The organism is Pseudomonas sp. NPDC087612, from assembly GCF_044743505.1.
Taxonomy (GTDB): domain Bacteria; phylum Pseudomonadota; class Gammaproteobacteria; order Pseudomonadales; family Pseudomonadaceae; genus Aquipseudomonas.
In genome coordinates, this window is sequence record NZ_JBIUWO010000009.1 from 228,556 (window position 1) to 248,430 (window position 19,875).

Consider the following 19,875-nt stretch of genomic DNA (forward strand, 5'->3'; position numbering starts at 1 on the left):
GCGCCCTGCCCACTTCGGGTTATTGCTGGAACTTCACCGAGCTTTTCGCCCGTTCATCAACCAGCAAGGTGAAGACATCCGGGCGCGAATAGTGGCCGACCACATCAAAGTCATACCGCGCTTTGACCAGCTCGGCCGAATCGATCTGCGCCACGAGCAAACCGGGGCCGTGCTTCAATGGCCCGGCAATCACCTCGCCCATGGGGCCGATGATCACGCTGTTGCCCTGCATCAGCGGTCGGTCGTCATCCCAGTGCGGCAGGCTGGTACCCAGGTCGCGTGGCGACGGCTGGTACTGGCAGGCGCTGACCAGAAAACAGCGCCCTTCGTGGGCGATATGGCGCATGGAGATTTGCCAGTTGTCGCGCTCGTCCACCGTCGGCGCGCACCACACCTCGATGCCTTTGGCGTACATCGCCGTGCGCAGCAGCGGCATGTGGTTTTCCCAGCAGATTGCCGCGCCGATCTTGCCCACCGGGGTATCGATCACCGGCAAGGTCGAGCCGTCGCCCTGGCCCCAGATCAGCCGTTCGCTGCCGGTCGGCATGAGTTTGCGGTGGTTGGCCACCAGGCCCTGCTCCGGCGAGAAGAACAGCGCCGAACAGAACAACGAGCTGCCACTGCGCTCGATGACACCGACCACCAGGTGCGCGCCGGTACGTTGCGCCAGGGCTGCGAGTTCGGCGGTTTCGGCGCCCGGCACATCGATGGCATTGGCGAAATAGCGCTCAAAGGCCTGGCGGCCTTCCGGCAGGCGATAGCCCATGTAGGTGCCGAAGATTTCGCCTTTCGGATAGCCGCCCAACAGGGCTTCGGGCATGACCACCAGCTGGGCGCCAGCGGCCTTTATTTCAGCCTCGTAGGCAAGAATCGCCTCCAGGGTGGGTTGTTTGCCGTCGGGGTGCGAACCCAGTTGCAGTGCTGCCACAGTAGAGAAGGTCATGGGTCGTTATTCTTGGGTGATGGATGGTGTGTGCATGCTCCTCCGGCGCTTGATATCGAGCAATCCGCCAAAAATTAAATCTGATATCAATTGTACTGATATCAGCACTTGAGCCAGGCAACCCCATCAATCCATCGCTTTTAGCGATGGAACCTATTTTTTAATTAAGCAAAAAACCGATGAGAATGGCCTCACCGAAACACACCTTCAGGTGACGTCATGAAACTGCAAGCCTCCCAGAAATCCTTTGCTGAACGCATCGTCCACGCCGTCGGCTTCGAACTGATCGCCGTGCTGATCTGCGCACCGATCGGCGCCTGGCTGCTGAACCGCTCGATGCTGGAAATGGGCGCGCTGGCGGTGATGCTGTCGACCGTGGCGATGATCTGGAACATGCTCTACAACGCGGCGTTCGACCGTCTCTGGCCGGTCAGCCGGGTCGCGCGTACGGTCAAGGTCCGTGCCCTTCACGCCAGCGGCTTTGAAACTGGCTTTGTGCTGATCGGCGTGCCGATCGCAGCGCTGATGCTCGACGTGTCGCTGGTGCAGGCGTTCTTGCTGGAGATCGGTTTCTTCGCCTTCATGCTGCCCTACACCATGGCCTACAACTGGGCCTACGACCTGCTGCGCCAGCGCCTGCTGAGCGCACCGGCAAGCGTAGTGCGGGTGCAATAATCGCGTGAGTAACGCCGGGCCCCTCTTTAGCATCGAGCTAAATAGTGGCATTCTGCACCCCATGGATATCTACGCGATTCGCAAGCACAACCTGCTGCAGTTGCTCGGCACCCAACGCAAGGCCAGCTGTGCCGAGCGCTGGGGCATGAGCCCGGCGCACCTGAGCCAGATCCTGTCGCTGCGCACAGAAAAAAACCTCGGCGATGAAGTGGCCCGGCGCATCGAGCAGGCCGAGCGCCTGCCTGCCGGCTGGATGGATGTGCTACAGGGCGAGGCTGGTGTACCGGCCAGCGGCGAGTTCGTCAGCATCGCCCACTTCGACATTCGCGGCTCGATGGGCAACGGCAACACGCCGCCGGCCCATGTCGAAGTAATCCGCGACCTGACCGTGCACCTGGACTGGCTGCGCGGCCAGGGCATCAGTTTTTCTGCCGCGCACAACCTGGCAATCATCAGCGGCGATGGCGACAGCATGGCCGGCACCTTCAACGACGGCGACCCGCTGCTGGTCGACCGTGGCATTCACGAGGTGCGCAGCGACGCCATCTACGTGTTCAGCCTCGACGGCGACTTGTTCGTCAAACGCCTGCAACGCCTGACCGATGGCGCCTTGCGGATGATTGCCGACAATCCGCTGTACCCGCCGGTATTGATCGAAGGCGCGGCGCTGGAAAAACTGCACATTCATGGCCGGGTGCTACTAGTTTGGAACGCACGAAGAGTATGATGGCAAAACAACCGACCGCTTTGGTCGGTTAATGGACACTAGACAACAGCAGTAGGATGTAGCGATTCCAGCAACGGATTGCTCGACCGAATCCGTGTGACTGAGATCGAATCATGAGCGGTAATCTGTGGGTGTGGGAAGAAGAAGAGCTGCTGGCAATGCGCAGGGCATTTGCTGCACTCAAGGCCGGGCAACCCCAGGCAGAGCGGGTGTCGCAGCGGCGTATGGCCGCCGAGATGGGCGTCAGCGTCACCACCCTGAATGCCTATATGACCGGCAAGCGGGCGCTGGACGTCAAGTTCGCGCTGATGTTTGAACGCCTCACCGGCATCCACACGCGCAGCTACAGCCCGCGCCTGGCTGACGAGATCGCAAGCCACCGGCACCATCACAAACCTGCGGTCTAGAGCCTGCGCGCCATTGAACGTTGAGCCTCGCTTGGCCTCGTGAAATTTATCTGGTAGTTTTTCATGAAAAAATACCAATAAAAATTCATGAGGTCCGTCGTGTTCAAGCAATCCGCCCAGCATGTCGCCAGCTATTACGCCCAGACCTACCCCGCCGCCATCCCTCTGCGCCCTACCCTGCAGGAACGCCTGGACACCGAGGTGCTGATCATCGGCGCCGGCTTCAGCGGCCTGCACACCGCCCTGCGCCTGGCGCTCGCCGGCAAGCGGGTGACCCTGGTGGAAGCCAGCCGGGTGGCCTGGGCGGCGTCCGGGCGCAATGGCGGGCAGGCGTTGCTGGGGTGGTCGTGCGACATGCCGCCGCTGGAAAAGGCCCTTGGCCAGGAACGCGCACGGTGCCTGTGGGACAGCATGCGCTGGGCCGCCAGCGAGCTGCGTGAATTGCCCGAGCGCCACGGTTTTGCCGTCGATTACCAGCGTGGCAGCCTGTGGGCGGCGGTGCTACCGCGACGGGTGGCCATGCTCCACGAGGCCAGGCACGAAGCCGAAACTAAATGGGGCTATGACCAGTTGCGGGTGATCGAGCGCGACGAATTACCCGAATGGATCGGCAGCCCGCGCTACCAGGCCGCGCTGTACGATGCCGAAGGCGCCCACCTCAACCCGCTGAAACTGGCCCAGGGCCTGGCCAACGCCCTCGAAGCGGCCGGCGGGCGGATCTTCGAGCAAAGCCGGGTGCTCAGCTACCGCGATACCCCGGCAGGCTTTGTCGCCCGCACTGAGAAAGGCGAAATCCGCAGCGACGTGCTGGTGCTGGCCTGCAACGCCTACATCGACCAGCTCGACCGACCACTGTCGCAGCGCCTGCTGCCGGTGGGCTCCTATCAGGTGGCCACCGTGCCCCTGGACCCGGCCCTGGCCCGTTCGCTGCTGCCGCGCAACAGCTGCGTGATCGACAACCAGTTCGTCCCCGACTACTTCCGCCTGACCCCGGACCAGCGCCTGCTGTTCGGAGGCGGCTGTACCTACCTGGGCGGCATCCCCAAGGACGTTGCCGCTGCCACCCGCCCGGTGCTGGAACGGGCCTTCCCGCAGCTACAGGGCGTGGCGATCGACTACGCCTGGGGCGGGCATATCGATTGCAGCCTGCGCCGCACCCCGGACATCGGCCGTCAGGGCCAGCGCTACTGGCTGCAGGGCTTCTCCGGGCATGGCGTGCTGCCGACCCTGGCCGGCGCCCGCGCGGTGAGTGATGCGATCCTTGGCAACCACGATTTGCTGGCGTTGTACCAGGCCATCGACAACGGCCGTTTCCCCGGTGGCGACCTGCTCGCCGCGCCGCTGGAAGCTGCCGGCAAAGCCTGGTACCGCCTGCGCGACACTATTTGAGAGAGCCCCTTTATGGACATGCAGGAAGAAATCGAAAGCCTGGCGATCCTTATTCGCGACCTGCGCAAGCACCGCAACCTGACCCTCGGCGAGCTGGCCGAACGCATCGACCGCTCGGTGGGCTTTCTGTCCCAGGTCGAGCGCGGCCTGTCGCGCCCGACCGTGGCCGACCTCACCGCCATCAGCGAAACCCTGTGCGTGCCGACCACCTACTTCTACAACCTGAGCAAGCCGCGGCAAGTCGACTGGGTCACCCGCCCCGGCGAACGGCGCACCCTGTATTACGCCGCCGGAGTCACCGACGTGCTGGTCTCGCCCAAGCTCAACGGCGGTTTCTCGATGCTTGAAAGCCACCTGGCGCCCGGCGCCAGCAGCGGTGACGGGCACCTGGACGACAGCTCCGAGCAAGGCGGGTTTGTCCTCGAAGGCGAGTTGAGCCTGTGGCTCGATGACGCCCCAGAGCCGGTCACCCTGCAGGCCAACGACAGCTTCCAGTTGCCGGCGCACAGCCAGTTCCGCTACGCCAACCTGACCGAACACAGTACCCGGGTGCTCTGGGTATTCCGTTGAAACCAAGCGCAGGATCGCACGTGATGACAACAATAAAAGACTGCCCTGATCTGCTTAGTGAAGTACGCGCATTTCGCGCCGAGCATCCTCAGGTGCGTTATGTCGACCTGATCAGCCTGGACATCCCCGGGCACTTTTATGGCAAGCGCTACCCGATCGACATGCTCGAAAAAGTCGCCGCCGGCAGCGCCCTGAAACTGCCGCAGAACTGCGTGCTGCTCGGTGTTCAGGGCGGCCTGCACCCGATCGGCGACTACTGCTTCAACGACGGCGACCCGGACGCGCCACGGCGGCTGATCCCCGGCACCCTCAAGCCGGTGCGCTGGGAGAACCAGCCGCTGGGGCAGATGCTGATCAGCTCTGACGGCACCGCCGCGCCCATTGAGTTCGAGCCCCGAGAAGTGCTAGCGCGGGTGCTGCAACGCCTGGAACGGCGCGGCATTCGCCCGGTGGTGGCCTTTGAGCTTGAGTTCTACCTGTTCGACCGCGCGCTCAAAGACGGCCTGCCGCAGTTCCCCCGCGACCCGTTCAGCGGCGATGCCGATGACCAGCCGAACATGCACATCGAACGCCTGTCGCGCTACTCCGACGTGCTGCGGGACATGGTCGAGGCCGCCAACGAGCAAGGCGTGGATGCCAACGTGATTACCGCAGAACTGGGCCCTGGGCAGTTCGAAATCAACTTCGGCCACTGCGACGACGGCCTGCGCGCCGCCGACTGGGCCGCGCTGTTCGCCCGCAGCACCCGTGGCGTGGCGCTCAAGCACGGCCTGCGCGCCAGCTTCATGAGCAAGCCCTACCTCGACGCGCCGGGCAGCGGCATGCACGTGCATGTCAGCCTCTACGACCAACAGGGCAACAACCTGCTGGCCGCCGACAACCAGCGCCCGCTGCGCCATGCCGTGGCTGGCTGCCTGGAGTTGCTGGCGCAGTGCATGCCGATCTTTGCCGCCAACCACAACGCGATGCGCCGCTACGGCGCCATGGTCAACGCTGCCAGCCGCGCCAGCTGGGGCTTTGAAGACCGCGACGCGTGCATCCGCATCCCCGAATCGGACCCACGCAACCTGCGCATCGAACACCGTCTGGCCGGCGCCGACGCCAACCCATACCTGGTGCTGGCAGCGATTTTAAGTGGCATGGAACACGGTTTGGAGGCCGGCAAAGAGCCGATTGCGCCGCTCAACGAAGACCGCAGCAGCGGCATCGACTTTCCCAAGGACATGCTCGCGGCGGTGGCGGCCATGCGTCATCACCCGGTGGTCAATGAGCGGTTGGGGAGTGAGTTCGTCATGGTCTATTGCGAGAACAAGAGGCAGGACCACCTGGCGTTCATGCATGAAGTAAGTGCGCGGGAGTATCGCTGGTTTCTTTAACGACTGAGGGCAAAACCCTTGCTGGCTGTACCGGCCTCATCGCTGGCAAGCCAGCTCCCACAGGGTGCGGTGTATACAGATCCATTGTGGGAGCCGGACTTGCCGGCGATCGAGCGCGAAGCGGTCGTAATTTATTTAGCCATTGACGCCACTTTAGCTTGCAGCTAAATATTAGCTCAAGCCCACATCCATTTCAGAGAGGGCCCACACCGAAAACCGAAGGAGAAACCCATGAGCGTCAACATTGACCGCCTAACAATCACCACCCCGGTACCCAAGTCCACCAGCGACCCCACCGCCCTGGAACTGACCGGCGCCCAGGCCCTGGCGCAGTTGCCGAAAATCATCGCCAGGCTCGACGACGGCTCGGTCCGCTTCACCGCCCCAACCAAGGGCGCCTCAAGCAAAAGCACCCACCGCACCCGCTGCGAATGGAAAGAACCGACCTACTGGTCGCTCGCCAGCGCCAGCAAACACCACAACCACCAGAGCATGACCCTGAGCAAGGTCAACGCGGCGCAGAAGGTGGTGATCTCGCAACTGCACGTCAAAGACGACGACAGCCCGGTGGTCAAGGTGTTCTGGAACAAGGGCAAGCTCACCTATGGCTTTCGCCGAAGCTACAACCAGAGCGCCCCGGCCAGCGTCACCCTGCTGGCCAATGTGCCGCTGGGCACCGCGTTCGAGATCATTCTCGATGTCACCGCCAAGGGCGTGGTGACCCTCGCTGCCACCTGCAAGGGCAGCACCGCCAGCAGCGGACCATTGCAGATGGATGCCAGCTGGAACAGCCGCACCTTCAACTTCCACGGCGGCGTCTACAACCAGGTTGATTACAGTGACAGCACGCCGGCCAGCGACGGCTCGGTCTGCATCCTCAGCGCGCTGGCGCTGGGTCACCATTAAGCCCTGAGCCCTCTGCCAGGCACTGCTCAAGCCACTGGCAAAAACTCACAGTCAAGGCCTCCCCTTCACTGATGCGGTGCACCAGCCATGCCCACTTGGGCCCGCGCACGGTCTGCTCGGTCAGCGCCACCAGGTTGCCTTGCGCACGCGCCTGCCCGGCCAGCAAGCCACTCACCAGGGCAATGCCCAAGCCCTGGCTGGCAGCGTCAAGCAACTGCCCGGGGTCGGAAAAATTCAGGCCCTGCAGCTTCTGCCCCACAGCCTCGCCACCCTGGGTGTGCCAGTAGCTCCAGTCCATTTCCCGCTCACCGTGCAGGGTGGTCCGCTGCGCCATGTCGAGGTCCAGCAGGCGCGGGTGACAGGCCGGGTACAACCGATCCTGCAACAAAACGTGAAAGCTGCAATCGGCCTGGGCGCTGATGTCGTCGCGCACGGCAATGTCGATGGTCTGGGTGGTCATGTCAGGGATTTCATCGCTGGTGAACAGCCACAGGTCCACCTCCGGGTGCCGCCGATGAAAGTCGCCCAGGTGCGGCACCAGCCAGTGCCGGGCGAATGCCGGCGTGGTGTTGACCACCAGTTGGTTGGGCTTGCGGTACTGCTCCAGGCGACGGATCCCGACGGTCAGTTGCTGCAGCATCACCTGGGTGGTGCTGAGCAGGTCGTGGCCGGCATCGGTAAGCGACACGCTGCGCCCTTCGCGAAAGAACAGCGGTTGCTCCAGGTAGTTTTCCAGGCTGCGGATCTGCTGGCTGATCGCCGATTGGGTCAGGTGCAGCTCTTCGGCAGCCTTGTGAAAACTGCCCAGGCGCGCCGCCGCTTCAAAACCGCGCAGCGTGTTCAGAGGTGGCCAGTGTTTCAGCATGATTGATAAGCCCAGCTAATCATATATCGGCAAAATCCATCGTTTGTTCAGGTGCAGACCCCAGTTATAGCATGGACACCCCGGCAACCTTGCTGAAAACAATTACTTAACTGAAGGGTATTGCAATGCACAACGACAGCGCCAACAACAACGGCTGGTTCATGCCCGCCGAATGGGCTCGCCACGCTGCCACCTGGATGGTCTGGCCGCACAACCAGGCCCTGTGGGAGTCGACCTGGGGCGTCACCCTGGCCGCTGTGCAGGTGGATTTCGCCCGGGTCGCCAACGCCATCGCCCGCTTCGAGCCGGTGAAAATGGTCGTCGACCCCAGCGCCGTCAGCCAGGCCCGGGCGCTGTGCGGGGCCAACATCGAGCTGATCGAAATCGCCGTCAACGACAGCTGGTGCCGCGACTCCGGCCCAAGCTTCATCTGCCACCCGCAACAGGGCCTGGCCGGGGTCAGCTGGCGCTTCAACGCCTGGGGCGGCAAGTCGGCCCACGACCTCGATGAAGGCCTGGCCCGGCGCGTGCTCAATGGCCTGGGCCTGCCGTGCTTCGGCAGTTTTCTGGCCAACGAAGGCGGCGCGATTCATGTCGATGGCGACGGCACGCTGATCACCACCGAATCGGTCCTGCTCAACCCCAACCGCAACCCGGGCCTGGGCAAGCAGGACATGGAAGAAATCTTCGTCCGCCTGCTGGGGGTGAACAAGGTCATCTGGCTGCCGGGCGACCCGGACTACGTCACTGGCGACATGACCGATGGCCACGTCGACGGCGTCTGCGCGTTCGCCCGGCCGGGCGTGCTGCTGGTCGATGCCACCGAAGATCAAACCTCGGTCTACGCCCAGGTGGCGAAGGAGAACCGCCGCGCCCTGGAACTGGCGACCGACGCCCGTGGCCGCAGTTTCGAGCTGATCGACCTGTACGAAGCCTCCGCTGCGGTCGACACCGATGCCGAAGTGTTCTGCGCCTCCTACACCAACTTCTACCTGTGCAACGACGCGGTGATCATGCCCGCCTACGGCATCGACGCCGACCAGCAGGCCGCCGCCACCCTGCAGCAGGCCTTCCCCGGCCGCAGCGTGGTACCGGTGCAAATCAACCAGCTGGCCCATGGCGGTGGCGGCGTGCATTGCATCACCCAGCAGCAACCGGCCTGGCCCCTGAAAGGAGCCAAGCCATGAGCGCGCTGAGCGTCGCCAGCCTGCAGCTGGCCTGCAGCTGGAACCTTGAAGACAACCTCGATAACGCCGAGCGGCTGGTGCGCGAGGCGGCGGCGGCCGGGGCCAGGCTGATCCTGCTGCCCGAGCTGTTCGCCACGCCGTACTTCTGCATCGAGCAATGCCACGAGCACCTGGCCCTGGCGCAACCCTATGAAAACAGCCCGCTGTTGCAGCGCTTTGCCGCCCTGGCGGCGGAACTGAACGTGGTATTGCCGCTGAGCTGGTTCGAGCAGGCCGGCAATGCCTACTTCAATTCGCTGACCGTCGCCGATGCCGACGGGCGCTTGCTCGGCGTCTACCGCAAGACCCACATCCCCAACGCCATCGGCTACCAGGAAAAGGAATACTTCAGCCCCGGCGATACCGGTTTCAAGGTCTGGGACACCGCCGTCGGGCGCCTGGGCGTGGGCATCTGCTGGGACCAGTGGTTCCCCGAGACCGCCCGCTGCCTGGCCTTGCAAGGTGCAGAAATCCTTTTGTTCCCCACCGCCATCGGCTCCGAGCCCGGCGCTGCGGCGCTGGATTCGCGCGACCATTGGCAACTGACCCAGCGCGGCCACGCCGCCGCCAACATCCTCCCGGTGATCACCGCCAACCGCACCGGCGTTGAAGTGGCGCGCAGCGATGCCGAGCTGCACATGCGTTTTTATGGATCGTCGTTCATCACCGACCACAAGGGCCGCCTGCTGGCCGAAGCCGATCGCGACAGCCCTTGCATGCTGCTGGCCGAGCTGGACCTGGCGCACATGCGCGAAGAGCGCCTGACCTGGGGCATCTACCGCGACCGCCGCCCGGAAATGTACGCCACCCTGTTGAGCCTGGACGGCCGTCACCCACACAGCACCTGGAGGCATGGCGCATGAACAGCCTGAAAACCCTGCTCGCCCTTTCCCTGGCCCTGGGCTGCAGCCTGGCCAACGCCGAAGACAAAGTGCTGCGCCTGTACAACTGGGCCGATTACTTTGCCGAAGACACCCTCAAGGATTTCACCGCCCAGACCGGCATCAAGGTCATTTATGACGTCATGGACAGCAGCGAAACCCTCGAGGCCAAGCTGCTCTCGGGCAACAGCGGCTACGACCTGATTTTCCCCGGCGACACCGTGGCCGAACGCCTGGCCCGCGCCGGCGCCCTGCAAAAGCTCGACCCGGCCAAACTCGAACACCTGGCAGACATCGAGCCCGGCCTGCAGCGCCTGCACCAGCGCTACCCCAACTCGCGCGAGAGCACCGTGCCCTACACCTGGGGCAGCATCGGCCTGACCTACAACCGCGCGGCCATCGAGCAGCGCATCGCCAATGCCCCGGTCAACAGCCTCGACCTGCTGTTCAAGCCAGAAAACGCCGCGTTGCTGGCCGACTGCGGCATCTCGATGATCGACTCGCCCGACGAAGTGCTGGCGGTGGTGCTGCACTACCTGGGCAAGGACCCGCGCAGCGGCAAGGCCGATGATTTGCTCGCCGCCCGGCAGATGCTCGGGGCAATCAAACCGTACATCCGCAAGTTCCAGTCGCAGCCGGTGACCCAGCTGGTCAATGGCGACACCTGCATTTCCCTCGGTTACAGCGGCGACATGATCCAGGCCCAGCGCACCGCCGATGCTGCCGGTAAAAAGGTCGAGTTCCGCTACCACATCCCGGTGGAAGGCACGACCATCTGGATGGACAGCATGGCCATTCCCGCCGATGCCGCCCACCCGGAATACGCCTACGCTTTTATCAACTTCGTCATGCAGCCGCAGCAGATGGCCGCCATCAGTTCGTTCACCGGCTACCCCACCTCCAGCGCCAAGGCACGGCCGCTGGTCGAGCCGCAGATGCGTGACAACCCGGACATTTACGTCAGCGACGATACCTACGCGCGGCTGATCCCGGGCAAGGACATTACCCAGAAAGACATGCGCGCGCGCATGCGTACCTGGACCACCCTCAAGACTTCCTCGGCCCATTGAGCCGTCACTACGAGAGCCACACCGATGACACCCCGTCGTACCTTTCTCAAGCATCTGTCAGTCGCCGCCGGCATTGCCGGCCTGGGCCTGGGCCCGTTGCGCCTGGCCATGGCCGCTGACCAGCGCTGGTTCATGCCCGAAGAAGACCAGGCCCAGCGGCGGATCTTCCTGGCGTTTGCCGCCGCCGAAAATGTCTGGGAAGACCAGGCGGACGCGGTCAACAGCTGCATCGCACAACTGGCCCGGACCATCGCCCGCTACCAGCCGGTCAGCGTACTCTGCCGCCCCGAAGACCTGGCCGATGCACGCGAGCAATGTGGCAGCGACAACATCGAGTTCCTGCCCATGGCGCTGGACGACATCTGGATCCGCGATTACGGCGGCTGCTTCGTCATCGACGACGACGGCAACAGCGCGCTGATGGACTTCAACTTCAACGGCTGGGGCAACAAGCAACGCCACCGCAACGACAGCCGCGTGGCGGCAACGCTGAGCGAAACCCTGAACGTGCCCTACCTGCAAAGCGAGCTGACCGGCGAAGGCGGCGGCATCGAAGTGGACGGCCACGGCACGGCGATCATCACCGAAAGCTGCTGGGTCAATGCCAACCGCAACCCCGACTGGAGCCGCAGCGATGTCGAGGCCGAGCTTAAAGCCAACCTTGGCCTGCGCAAGATCATCTGGCTGCCGGGCATCAAGGGTCAGGACATTACCGATGCCCACGTCGACTTCTACGCGCGCTTCGTCGAGCCGGGGGTGGTGATCGCCAACCTCGACAACGACCCGGACTCCTACGATTACCGGGTCACCCGCAAGCACCTGGAAATCCTCAAGCAGGCCACCGACGCCGACGGCCGCCGCTTGACCGTGCACCTGCTGCCGCCACCGGGCAAATTGCGCAGCAACCGCTTTACCCGCGACAACCCGGAGTTTGCCGCCGGTTACATCAACTACCTGCCGATCAATGGCGCGGTGATTGCCCCGCAGTTTGGCGACCCGAAAGCTGACCAGTACTGCAAGCAGTTGCTGGCCAAGTTGTACCCGGGGCGGACCATCGAGCAGGTCGATATCGACCCGATTGCTGCGGGCGGCGGCGGAATTCATTGCGTCAGCAAGAACAGGCCGGCGACTGATTAGCCCCGAGCAAACGACTTAGCTTAATCGGCGATAAGAAACACCGTTATAAACGCCAAGTTCCAATCTGATTAATTATCATCAGACCTGACCTTTACAAACCAATAAAAAGCGCTATTGTTCTCTTCGCCAGGGACTGGCAATTTGATGTCATTGAGCCTTGGCATTAAACCCCACGACAAGGATGAGCGAAAATGGGCAGAAGCAATAGTGTCAACAAACTGTTGGAAGAAGAGAAAAAGAACCGTGAACGGCTTGAGCAGATCTCCAGGGACTTGATCACCCAACAGAAAAATGCTGAATCCGAATTACAGGCAGACCAGATTCAATTTTATACAAACAGCCAACGCACCTGGAAGTATTCTTCCTACGTCACCGGGGCGAATTCAGATTTCCAGCTTTCAGACACCTGGAGCCTTGAGAATCTGAAGAAAATAATCGATCAGATCACCAATGCAGTCGTCGGCACGGTCACCGGTACCATCACCGGTCTGCCGGAAGGTACCACGGCCTCGCCTGATGCAACCAAAACCAACGCCAGCGGTGGTTTGACCGAAGACACTCGGCTAATGATCGCCGCCAACTGCCTTAACCTGCTGTCGGGCCTGATCAACTCGTTCGGCCACTCAAGCAAGATTCAGGTGAGCACTGCAAAAAGTAGCGTACCGCTCGGCCAAGGCTTGAGAATTTTTGCATCGGTTGCCTGCAATGTGTCTCAGGAGCGAAGTTTCTTCAATAACAAAATCATGAGCTGCTACCGCTATTGCTACAACGTCAACTATTCACTCGACGAGTTCTCCGAGCAAGCCGAAAGAACATTGGTTGCACAGTACGAGTTGACCCTCAACGCACTGAACACCGCGGCAAAACTCAACTATGACAACTTCGTTTCAAAACAGATCGATATTCGCCAATACATGGAGACCGCCGACTACATTGAAGAAAAAACCGTGCAAGTCGTTGCCAAGATCGAAGCATTAAAACGTAAAGATGGTGACCTTGCCGGTATTTCCACGCTGTACCAAAAACAACTGGCATTCCTTCAAGGTTGCAAGGTCGAGTTTGGCTTTGACAGCAAGGTTTCGACACATATTCAAGGGCAGGTGGATAAATTCTCCGGTGATTCGAAAGTTGCACTAGGCAAACGTTAATCCACGCAGTATTTGCCCTGCCGGCGCAATGCCGGCAGGGCAAAGCGGTGCCCGATACCATGATCGGGCAGTTGCTTGCAGGCCTGTTTGACAACCTCTCATACCAGGCCCGAACATGAGCCCCTCGAGCACACCAGGAGGTTCATCGCATGAGCAAGGCACCCTACGTCCCGCCTCGGGTCTGGCAGCACGACGCGCCGTCGGGCGGCGAGTTCGCCAACATCAACCGCCCGGTGGCCGGCCCGACCCACGACAAGGCCCTGCCGCTGGGCAAGCAGCCGCTGCAACTGTACTCCCTGGCCACGCCCAATGGCGTCAAGGTCACCATCCTCCTCGAAGAGCTGCTGGCCCTCGGGCATGCCGGCGCCGAGTACGACGCCTGGCTGATTCGCATCAGCGAGGGTGAGCAGTTCTCCAGCGGTTTCGTCGAGATCAACCCCAACTCGAAGATCCCCGCCCTGCTCGACCGCAGCGTGCAACCGCCGGTGCGGGTGTTCGAGTCGGGTTCGATCCTGCTCTACCTTGCAGAAAAATTCGCCGAGTTCCTGCCCCGCGACCCAGCGGGTCGAACCGAAACCCTCAACTGGCTGTTCTGGCAGATGGGCGCAGCGCCCTACCTGGGCGGCGGCTTCGGCCACTTCTATGCCTACGCGCCAGAAAAATTCGAATACCCGATCAACCGCTTCAGCATGGAAACCAAGCGCCAACTGGATGTGCTCGACCAGCGCCTGGCGCAAAGCGCGTACCTGGCCGGCGACAGCTACACCATCGCCGATATCGCCGTCTGGTCCTGGTACGGCCAACTGGCGCTGGGCAGGCTGTATTCGGCGGGCGAGTTCCTCAGCGTGCAGGACTACACCCACGTGCAACGCTGGGCGCAAGCCATTGCCGAGCGCCCGGCGGTCGTCCGCGGCCTGCGGGTCAACCGCACCTGGGGCGATGAAGCCAGCCAGGTGCCCGAGCGGCATTCGGCGCAGGACCTGGACTGAGGCAACAGTATTCGACATCAAACGCGAGTACTGTGCGACAAACACTGGCAGGGATAGCCATTGTGCTCCACTGTCAGGTCAAGCAAACGACCCTGAAGCGAGATAACTGAAGAACATGAAGTTCACCACACGCACCGCAATCATCACCCTTGGCGCCTCTGCTCTCCTGGCGGGCTGCAACAACGAACCTGAGTACAAGGTCACCGGCACCAACGCCAACGAAATAAGCCAGTACAACCAGCAGCGCGAAAGCGCCGCCGCTTACCTGACCAAAGTTCAGGCTTATGTCGCTGAGATCAAGGCCATGGAAGCGCTTCCGGTTGGCCCTGCCCTGCCTGCGCAACACCAGAAGATGCAAGCACTTAAAGTCGAAGGCGACGGAGTTGGCTCAATTGTTTCTCCGCTTTCTCACTGCCGAGCAAGCGGCTACGCAGCCTCGGAATACTGGCAAACCGTAGCAGGCATGATCACGACTCAGCCCCCTTCCGCTGCCCTTGAAAGCTTTGCCAGCGAGGTCCAGCAATGCCAGCAGCAACTGCAAAACCCACCCAAGGCCATCACCTACATTGAAGGGCCTGCCGATAAGCAACCAGCTTACCCGGGCTGCCTGGAAATCATGGCACTGGGTGAGGAAGACGGCGATACCCGGACATGGAGCTGCCCTACCGAATCCATGCCTTCGACATGAGCCTTTAACGCCCACAGGCGGCGCTCAGACCTCAAACAAGCGCCGTCCACTACAAGAATCAAGGGCTAATCAAATCCAGGATGGAGCACTACAAATCACTGTTACAGGCGCTGTTCTTCTTTGCGCTGACCTTCGGCCTTGGCTATCTGTCGATACGCCGCATGCGCAAGCTGCGCGAGGCCGTCGATAGCGAGTTCGAAGCGGCGCTGCGCCGCCTGCACATCGACCACCACGAAGTGCTGCTCGACCGCACCCAGCGCCAGTATCACCCGGAGACGACCCAGGTGCACCGGATACTGCGCGATGACCAAGGCCAGCACTACCTGTACGTGCACATCAGCGGCTCGCCCGGGGTCCTCCAGCCACTGAGCCGCGAGCGGGCGCTGCTGGCCCTGGGCAACAAGGCCTAGGGCATCAGCCTGGCGACGCTCGGCACCGGGATGTAACACGGCTGGAAGCTGGGCTGGCAGTAATAGGCCATGGTCACCGGCGCCGGCAGCGGGCGGGTCAGCAAGGCGCTATAGACAGCGCCAAAGGCGCAGACGGTCAAGGCAAGGCAAATTGTTCTTGTTGTTTTCATGGCCATTCCACCACAGGTGAGGAAAAGACGTTGTGCGCTCAAGACTAGAAACTGCTGCGACAACCTGCTTCGTCCAAACGGACTAGGCCGCCGCCATTCAGCCCAGCGCCCGGCGCAGGTCGGCCGCGGCCCCGGCCAGGGCCAAGGCAGCGCCCTCGACAAACGCGCTCATGCTGATAAAGCCATGCACCATGCCCTGGCAACGCTCCAGGCGGGTGGCCACACCTGCTTGTTGCAAACGTTGGGCAAAGGCTTCGCCTTCGTCGCGCAATGGGTCGTACTCGGCGGTGATCAGGGTGGTGGCGGGTAAACCCTCCAGTGACTCGGCGAGCAGCGGCGAGGCCAGTGGCTCCTCGACCTGCTCGGGCTGTTGCAGGTAGCTGCGCCAGAACCAGGCCATCATCGCCCGCGACAACAGATACCCTTCGCCATACACCTGGTACGACGGGGTGTCGCAGCGGCCATCGGTGACCGGGTAGAACAGGCACTGGTAGCGAATCTGCGGGCCCTGGCGCTCTGCGGCCAGGCGGCTGACGGCGATCGCCAGGTTGGCCCCGGCGCTGTCGCCGGCCACGGCCAGGCGGCTGCCGTCGACGCCCAGGCTGGCGGCATGTTCGACCAGCCAGCAGGTGGCGGCATAGCAATCGAGCGGCGCCGCCGGAAAGCGCGCTTCCGGTGCCAGCCGGTAGGCGACCGACACCACCACCGCGCCAGTGGCGCTGGCCAGTGCCCGGCACAGATGGTCATGGGTATCGAGGGTGCCGATGACAAAGCCGCCGCCGTGGAAGAACACCAGCAGCGCCAGGTTGTCTTGCGCCAGCGGCCGGTACAGGCGGGCATCCAGCTCGCCAGCGGCGCCCGCCACGCGCAGGTCGCGCACTTCGGCCATTTGCGCGCCAGGGATCGGCGGCAACAGGTGGTCGGCATATTGCCGATACTGCACGGCATCGAGCCGGTGGTAGTCGGGCTCCCCCTGGGCGCTGAACTGTTCGAGCACGGCGGCGATCTGTTTATCGAGCGGCATGGGCGTCTCCTTCGGCGATCATCTGGAACTGCGGGTTGGTTTCTTCAAGGATGCTGCGCAGGCGCAGCTCCAGGGCGGGCTTGAAGTCTTTGTGCGGGAAGATCCAGAAACGCCGCTCGGCCAGCGCGGCGAATACCTGGGCGGCCAGCTCGCGGGGCGTCATGCCCTGGCGAATGTGCTCGTCGAGCACGGCGCTGAAAGTGGCGTCGGCCTGCTCGCGGGCCTGGTTGGAGGCCATGATGTCACTGGCCACCGGCCCCGGGCAGAGCACCGACACCGAGACCTGCGCGCCGAGCATGTCCAGCTCGTACTTGAGGGTTTCGGATAACGCCACCACCGCCTGCTTGGTGACGTTGTAGGGCGCCATCAACGGACTGCTGAGCAAGCCGGCGAGCGACGCGGTGTTGATCACCTGGGCCGGGTGGCCCTGCTCGAGCATCATCGGCACAAAGCTGCGGATGCCATTGATCACCCCTTGCAGGTTGATGGCGAGCATGCGCTGCCACTGCTCGTGGCTGATCTGCCAGCTGTAGCCGGTCTGCATCACCCCGGCATTGTTGAACAGCAGGTCGACCCGCTGAAAATGCGCCAGGGCGACATCGCGCAGGCGCTCGACCTGGGCCACATCGCTGACGTCGGTCAGCTGGGCAATGGCCTGCACGCCCTGGCCTTGCAGTTGCGCGCTCAGCGCCTGCAAACCCGGGCCATCGACATCGGCCAGTACCAGCTGCATGCCCAGCCCTGCCGCATGCTCGGCCAGGCCCCGGCCGATCCCGCTGGCGGCGCCGGTAATCACCGCCACCCGCCCCTGCTCGTTGCTCATTGCGTTCTCCTGCTGCTGGCTTGATTGCGCCAGTAGAGCCGTCAGCCCACGGCCGGCCATCGTCCGTTCAGACGATGCCTGCTGGTACAGGGGCGGCAGAATCACTCGCACAGCACACCCCGTGATACCCCGGAGAACAATAAGATGAGCACCCTGCACCGCATTGAAGCCAAGCTGCTGGAAGACCGTTACGCCCGTGGTTGGCACTGCCTGGGCCTGGCCGCGCACTACCGCGACGGCAAGGCCCACCGCCTGGACGTGTTTGGCACCCGCCTGGTGGCGTTCCAGGGTGAAGACGGCCAGCTGAACATTCTCGACGGCTTTTGCCCGCACATGGGCGCCGACCTGAGCACCGGCTGCATCGAAGGCAACTCGATTCGCTGCCCGTTCCACAGCTGGCGCTGGGGCGCCGATGGCGTGTGCGACGACATTCCCTACGCCAAGCGCATTCCACCGCGGGCCAAGGTCAAGCGCTGGCCGATCATGGAAGAAAACCAGCTGCTGTTCGTCTGGAACGACCCGCAAGGCAACCCGCCGATTGCCGAGCAGACGATCCCGCGCATCGACGCCTGCTTCAGTGACCAGTGGGCCGCCTGGGAAGTGGCCGAACTGCAGATCGACACCAACTGCCGCGAGCTGATCGACAACGTCGCCGACATGGCCCACTTCGGCACCGTGCATGGCGCGCCGGTGGCCGAGTTCAGCAACGTCTTCGCAGGCCACCTGGCCACCCAGGTCATGCGTGCGCGCAGCGAGCGGCTGTCTGGCGACAGCGAGCTGAGCACGGAGGCCACCTACTTCGGCCCGGCCTACCAGATCACCGAAATGACCGGGGCGATGAACGGCCAGCCGATCCATTCGATCCTGCTCAACTGCCATGTGCCGATCGACCTCAACAGCTTCACCCTGCGCTACGGCGTGCTGGTGAAAAAGATCCCCGGCCTGAGCGAGGAGCAGAACCAGGCCATGGCCAAGGCCTACGTGCAGCAGGCCCAGGCGGCTTTCTACGAAGACGTGGCGATCTGGCACAGCAAGACCCGGGTCGACAATCCGCTGCTGTGCGACGGCGACGGCCCGGTGTACCAGCTGCGGCGCTGGTATGAGCAGTTCTATACCGACGTCGACCTGCTGCCTGCCGAAACCGCCGACAGCAAGCGTTTCGTGGTGCTTGACGGCGAGCGCGCCTGAGCCTTGCCGAGCGCTTTGGACAGGCGTGCGCTACGCCTGTCCGGATGCGTGTACGGAGCGTTGCGTGCACGCGTTAACGCCGACTATTCTCTGCCATCGCCAACGCTAATAATAAAAAATGGTAGTTCCCTATGCAGCCGTGCCTCACCCTCGAGTCATTCAGCGACTTGCTCGGTCACCTCTATCAAGGGCCGATGGAGAACATTCCCTGGGTCACCTTCCTCAACCAGCTCAACCTGCAGCTACAGAGCAAATACGTCACGTTCATTCTGCGCCCGCCCAGCGCCCACGTTGACGGCCTGATGGTCAACACCACCGGCAGTTCGAGCGAAACCACCGCCTCGTACAACAAGCACTTCTTCGCCCTCGACCCGTTCGTCGACCTGCCCAACCGCGAAGTGGTGACCCTCGCCAGCTACGTCTCCAACGACGAGCTGTTGCAATCGGAGTTCTACAAGAACTTCCTTGAACCCGTGGACGTGTTCCATATCCTCGGGGCCGACATCAATACCGGCGACGGCGCCCAATGCCGCATCCGCATCAGCCGCGGGCGCGATGAGCAGGCCTTCGGCGACCAGGAAAAAACCCTGCTGGCGCGCTTCATCCCGCACCTGGAGCGCTCGATCAAACTGCACATGCAGCTCAACCGCATCGAGACCGAACGCAACCTCTACGCCGGCGCCGTCGACCAGCTGGCGGTGGGCACCATCATCCTCGACGAAACCGGCAAGGTGCTGCAGACCAACCAGGTTGCCGAGCGGCTGATCCAGGAAAAGGACGGCATCAAGCTGGTCAATGACGGCTTGCAGGTTGGCACCGCGCGCGACACCCAGGAGTTCCGCCGGCTGGTCAAGCAATCACTGCTGTCGCAAAAAAGCAGCAACCCCTCGGTGGTCGAGGCCATGCGCGTACAACGCCCGTCCGGGCGCGCCGACCTTGGCATCATCGTGCGCTCGGTGCCGCTGTCGACCTGGAGCGAAGGCAAGCAATGCCCGACCGTGGTGATCTTCATCAGCGACCCCGAGCAGCAATCCTCGGCGCCGCAGGAGATCGTCCGGGCGCTGTTCGATTTCACCCCGGCCGAAACCCAGCTGGCGATGCTGCTGGCCAACGGCCTGACCCTGGACGAAGCCTCGGAGGAACTGGGCATCAGCCGCAACACTTCGCGGGCGCACCTGCGTTCGACCTTTTCCAAGACCGGCGTGACCCGCCAGACCATGCTCGTGCGCTTGATCTTGCGCAGCGTGGCGACCCTCGGCTGAA

At 62.8% G+C, this 19,875-nt stretch carries 22 protein-coding genes; 17 read left to right on the plus strand and 5 right to left on the minus strand.

Annotation, left to right across the window (positions count from 1 at the left end; genetic code table 11):
- Positions 1–19: 19 nt before the first annotated feature.
- Positions 20–943: a carbon-nitrogen hydrolase family protein gene (locus ACIOVF_RS20060; protein ID WP_401291943.1), complete on the minus strand. Its 924-nt coding sequence runs from the start codon at positions 941–943 to the stop codon at positions 20–22.
- A gap of 219 nt (positions 944–1,162) precedes the next feature.
- Between ACIOVF_RS20060 and ACIOVF_RS20065 the strand changes: the two genes are divergently transcribed.
- From ACIOVF_RS20065 to ACIOVF_RS20095, 7 genes are all read left to right on the plus strand, one after another.
- A complete protein-coding gene (locus ACIOVF_RS20065) occupies positions 1,163–1,618 on the plus strand; it encodes a multidrug/biocide efflux PACE transporter (protein WP_401291946.1) in 456 nt (151 codons plus the stop codon).
- 61 nt (positions 1,619–1,679) lie between these two features.
- Entirely contained in the window at positions 1,680–2,345 is a 666-nt protein-coding gene (locus tag ACIOVF_RS20070) for a S24 family peptidase (RefSeq protein ID WP_045201546.1), read from the plus strand.
- 113 nt (positions 2,346–2,458) lie between these two features.
- On the plus strand, positions 2,459–2,752 hold the full coding sequence (locus ACIOVF_RS20075) for a helix-turn-helix domain-containing protein (protein WP_401291950.1): 294 nt from the start codon (positions 2,459–2,461) through the stop codon (positions 2,750–2,752).
- Positions 2,753–2,851: 99 nt separating this feature from the next.
- A complete protein-coding gene (locus ACIOVF_RS20080) occupies positions 2,852–4,141 on the plus strand; it encodes an NAD(P)/FAD-dependent oxidoreductase (protein ID WP_401291954.1) in 1,290 nt (429 codons plus the stop codon).
- Between the two features lie 12 nt (positions 4,142–4,153).
- Positions 4,154–4,711 (plus strand): helix-turn-helix domain-containing protein, encoded by a 558-nt coding sequence (locus tag ACIOVF_RS20085; RefSeq protein WP_045201551.1) that lies wholly within the window; start codon positions 4,154–4,156, stop codon positions 4,709–4,711.
- A gap of 23 nt (positions 4,712–4,734) precedes the next feature.
- A complete protein-coding gene (locus tag ACIOVF_RS20090; RefSeq protein ID WP_401291957.1) occupies positions 4,735–6,087 on the plus strand; it encodes a glutamine synthetase family protein in 1,353 nt (450 codons plus the stop codon).
- A 231-nt stretch (positions 6,088–6,318) separates the two neighbouring features.
- Positions 6,319–6,993, plus strand: a complete 675-nt coding sequence (locus ACIOVF_RS20095; RefSeq protein ID WP_401291960.1) for a polysaccharide lyase family 7 protein — start codon at positions 6,319–6,321, stop codon at positions 6,991–6,993.
- Here ACIOVF_RS20095 and ACIOVF_RS20100 read toward each other — a convergent pair.
- On the minus strand, positions 6,965–7,858 hold the full coding sequence (locus tag ACIOVF_RS20100) for a LysR family transcriptional regulator (protein ID WP_401291963.1): 894 nt from the start codon (positions 7,856–7,858) through the stop codon (positions 6,965–6,967). The genes ACIOVF_RS20095 and ACIOVF_RS20100 overlap by 29 nt on opposite strands.
- Before the next feature lie 125 nt (positions 7,859–7,983).
- On the opposite strand from ACIOVF_RS20100, the gene ACIOVF_RS20105 reads away from it, so the two are divergent.
- The 8 genes from ACIOVF_RS20105 to ACIOVF_RS20140 all read left to right on the plus strand — a co-directional run bounded on the left by ACIOVF_RS20105 (position 7,984) and on the right by ACIOVF_RS20140 (position 15,407).
- The gene (locus tag ACIOVF_RS20105; RefSeq protein ID WP_093384665.1) at positions 7,984–9,045 is read left to right on the plus strand and encodes an agmatine/peptidylarginine deiminase; all 1,062 of its coding nucleotides are present in this window, start codon (positions 7,984–7,986) and stop codon (positions 9,043–9,045) included.
- Positions 9,042–9,947 carry an N-carbamoylputrescine amidase gene (gene aguB / locus ACIOVF_RS20110; protein WP_213601802.1) on the plus strand — a complete coding sequence of 302 codons (906 nt, stop codon included), beginning with the start codon at positions 9,042–9,044 and terminating at the stop codon, positions 9,945–9,947. Before ACIOVF_RS20105 ends, aguB begins: the two co-directional genes overlap by 4 nt.
- Positions 9,944–11,035, plus strand: coding sequence for an extracellular solute-binding protein (locus ACIOVF_RS20115; protein WP_045201563.1), 1,092 nt, complete (start codon positions 9,944–9,946; stop codon positions 11,033–11,035). The genes aguB and ACIOVF_RS20115 overlap by 4 nt, the downstream gene beginning before the upstream one ends.
- Positions 11,036–11,059: 24 nt before the next feature.
- The gene (locus tag ACIOVF_RS20120; protein WP_045201565.1) at positions 11,060–12,172 is read left to right on the plus strand and encodes an agmatine/peptidylarginine deiminase; all 1,113 of its coding nucleotides are present in this window, start codon (positions 11,060–11,062) and stop codon (positions 12,170–12,172) included.
- A gap of 191 nt (positions 12,173–12,363) precedes the next feature.
- Complete coding sequence (locus tag ACIOVF_RS20125; protein ID WP_045201567.1) at positions 12,364–13,320, plus strand: hypothetical protein; 957 nt, start codon at positions 12,364–12,366, stop codon at positions 13,318–13,320.
- 149 nt (positions 13,321–13,469) lie between these two features.
- Positions 13,470–14,309 carry a glutathione-dependent disulfide-bond oxidoreductase gene (yghU, locus tag ACIOVF_RS20130; RefSeq protein ID WP_045201569.1) on the plus strand — a complete coding sequence of 280 codons (840 nt, stop codon included), beginning with the start codon at positions 13,470–13,472 and terminating at the stop codon, positions 14,307–14,309.
- Positions 14,310–14,424: 115 nt separating this feature from the next.
- Positions 14,425–14,997 (plus strand): hypothetical protein, encoded by a 573-nt coding sequence (locus ACIOVF_RS20135; protein ID WP_052676573.1) that lies wholly within the window; start codon positions 14,425–14,427, stop codon positions 14,995–14,997.
- A gap of 80 nt (positions 14,998–15,077) precedes the next feature.
- A complete protein-coding gene (locus tag ACIOVF_RS20140) occupies positions 15,078–15,407 on the plus strand; it encodes a hypothetical protein (RefSeq protein WP_093384710.1) in 330 nt (109 codons plus the stop codon).
- Here ACIOVF_RS20140 and ACIOVF_RS20145 read toward each other — a convergent pair.
- From ACIOVF_RS20145 to ACIOVF_RS20155, 3 genes are all read right to left on the minus strand, one after another.
- The gene (locus ACIOVF_RS20145; RefSeq protein WP_176794279.1) at positions 15,404–15,577 is read right to left on the minus strand and encodes a hypothetical protein; all 174 of its coding nucleotides are present in this window, start codon (positions 15,575–15,577) and stop codon (positions 15,404–15,406) included. The genes ACIOVF_RS20140 and ACIOVF_RS20145 overlap by 4 nt on opposite strands.
- A 97-nt stretch (positions 15,578–15,674) precedes the next feature.
- Complete coding sequence (locus tag ACIOVF_RS20150) at positions 15,675–16,601, minus strand: alpha/beta hydrolase (RefSeq protein WP_258610287.1); 927 nt, start codon at positions 16,599–16,601, stop codon at positions 15,675–15,677.
- Complete coding sequence (locus ACIOVF_RS20155; protein ID WP_401291972.1) at positions 16,588–17,424, minus strand: SDR family NAD(P)-dependent oxidoreductase; 837 nt, start codon at positions 17,422–17,424, stop codon at positions 16,588–16,590. The genes ACIOVF_RS20150 and ACIOVF_RS20155 overlap by 14 nt, the downstream gene beginning before the upstream one ends.
- A gap of 144 nt (positions 17,425–17,568) precedes the next feature.
- On the opposite strand from ACIOVF_RS20155, the gene ACIOVF_RS20160 reads away from it, so the two are divergent.
- Positions 17,569–18,612 (plus strand): Rieske 2Fe-2S domain-containing protein, encoded by a 1,044-nt coding sequence (locus tag ACIOVF_RS20160; RefSeq protein ID WP_401291975.1) that lies wholly within the window; start codon positions 17,569–17,571, stop codon positions 18,610–18,612.
- A gap of 131 nt (positions 18,613–18,743) precedes the next feature.
- Positions 18,744–19,874, plus strand: a complete 1,131-nt coding sequence (locus ACIOVF_RS20165; RefSeq protein ID WP_195883632.1) for a helix-turn-helix transcriptional regulator — start codon at positions 18,744–18,746, stop codon at positions 19,872–19,874.
- Position 19,875 lies beyond the last annotated feature (1 nt).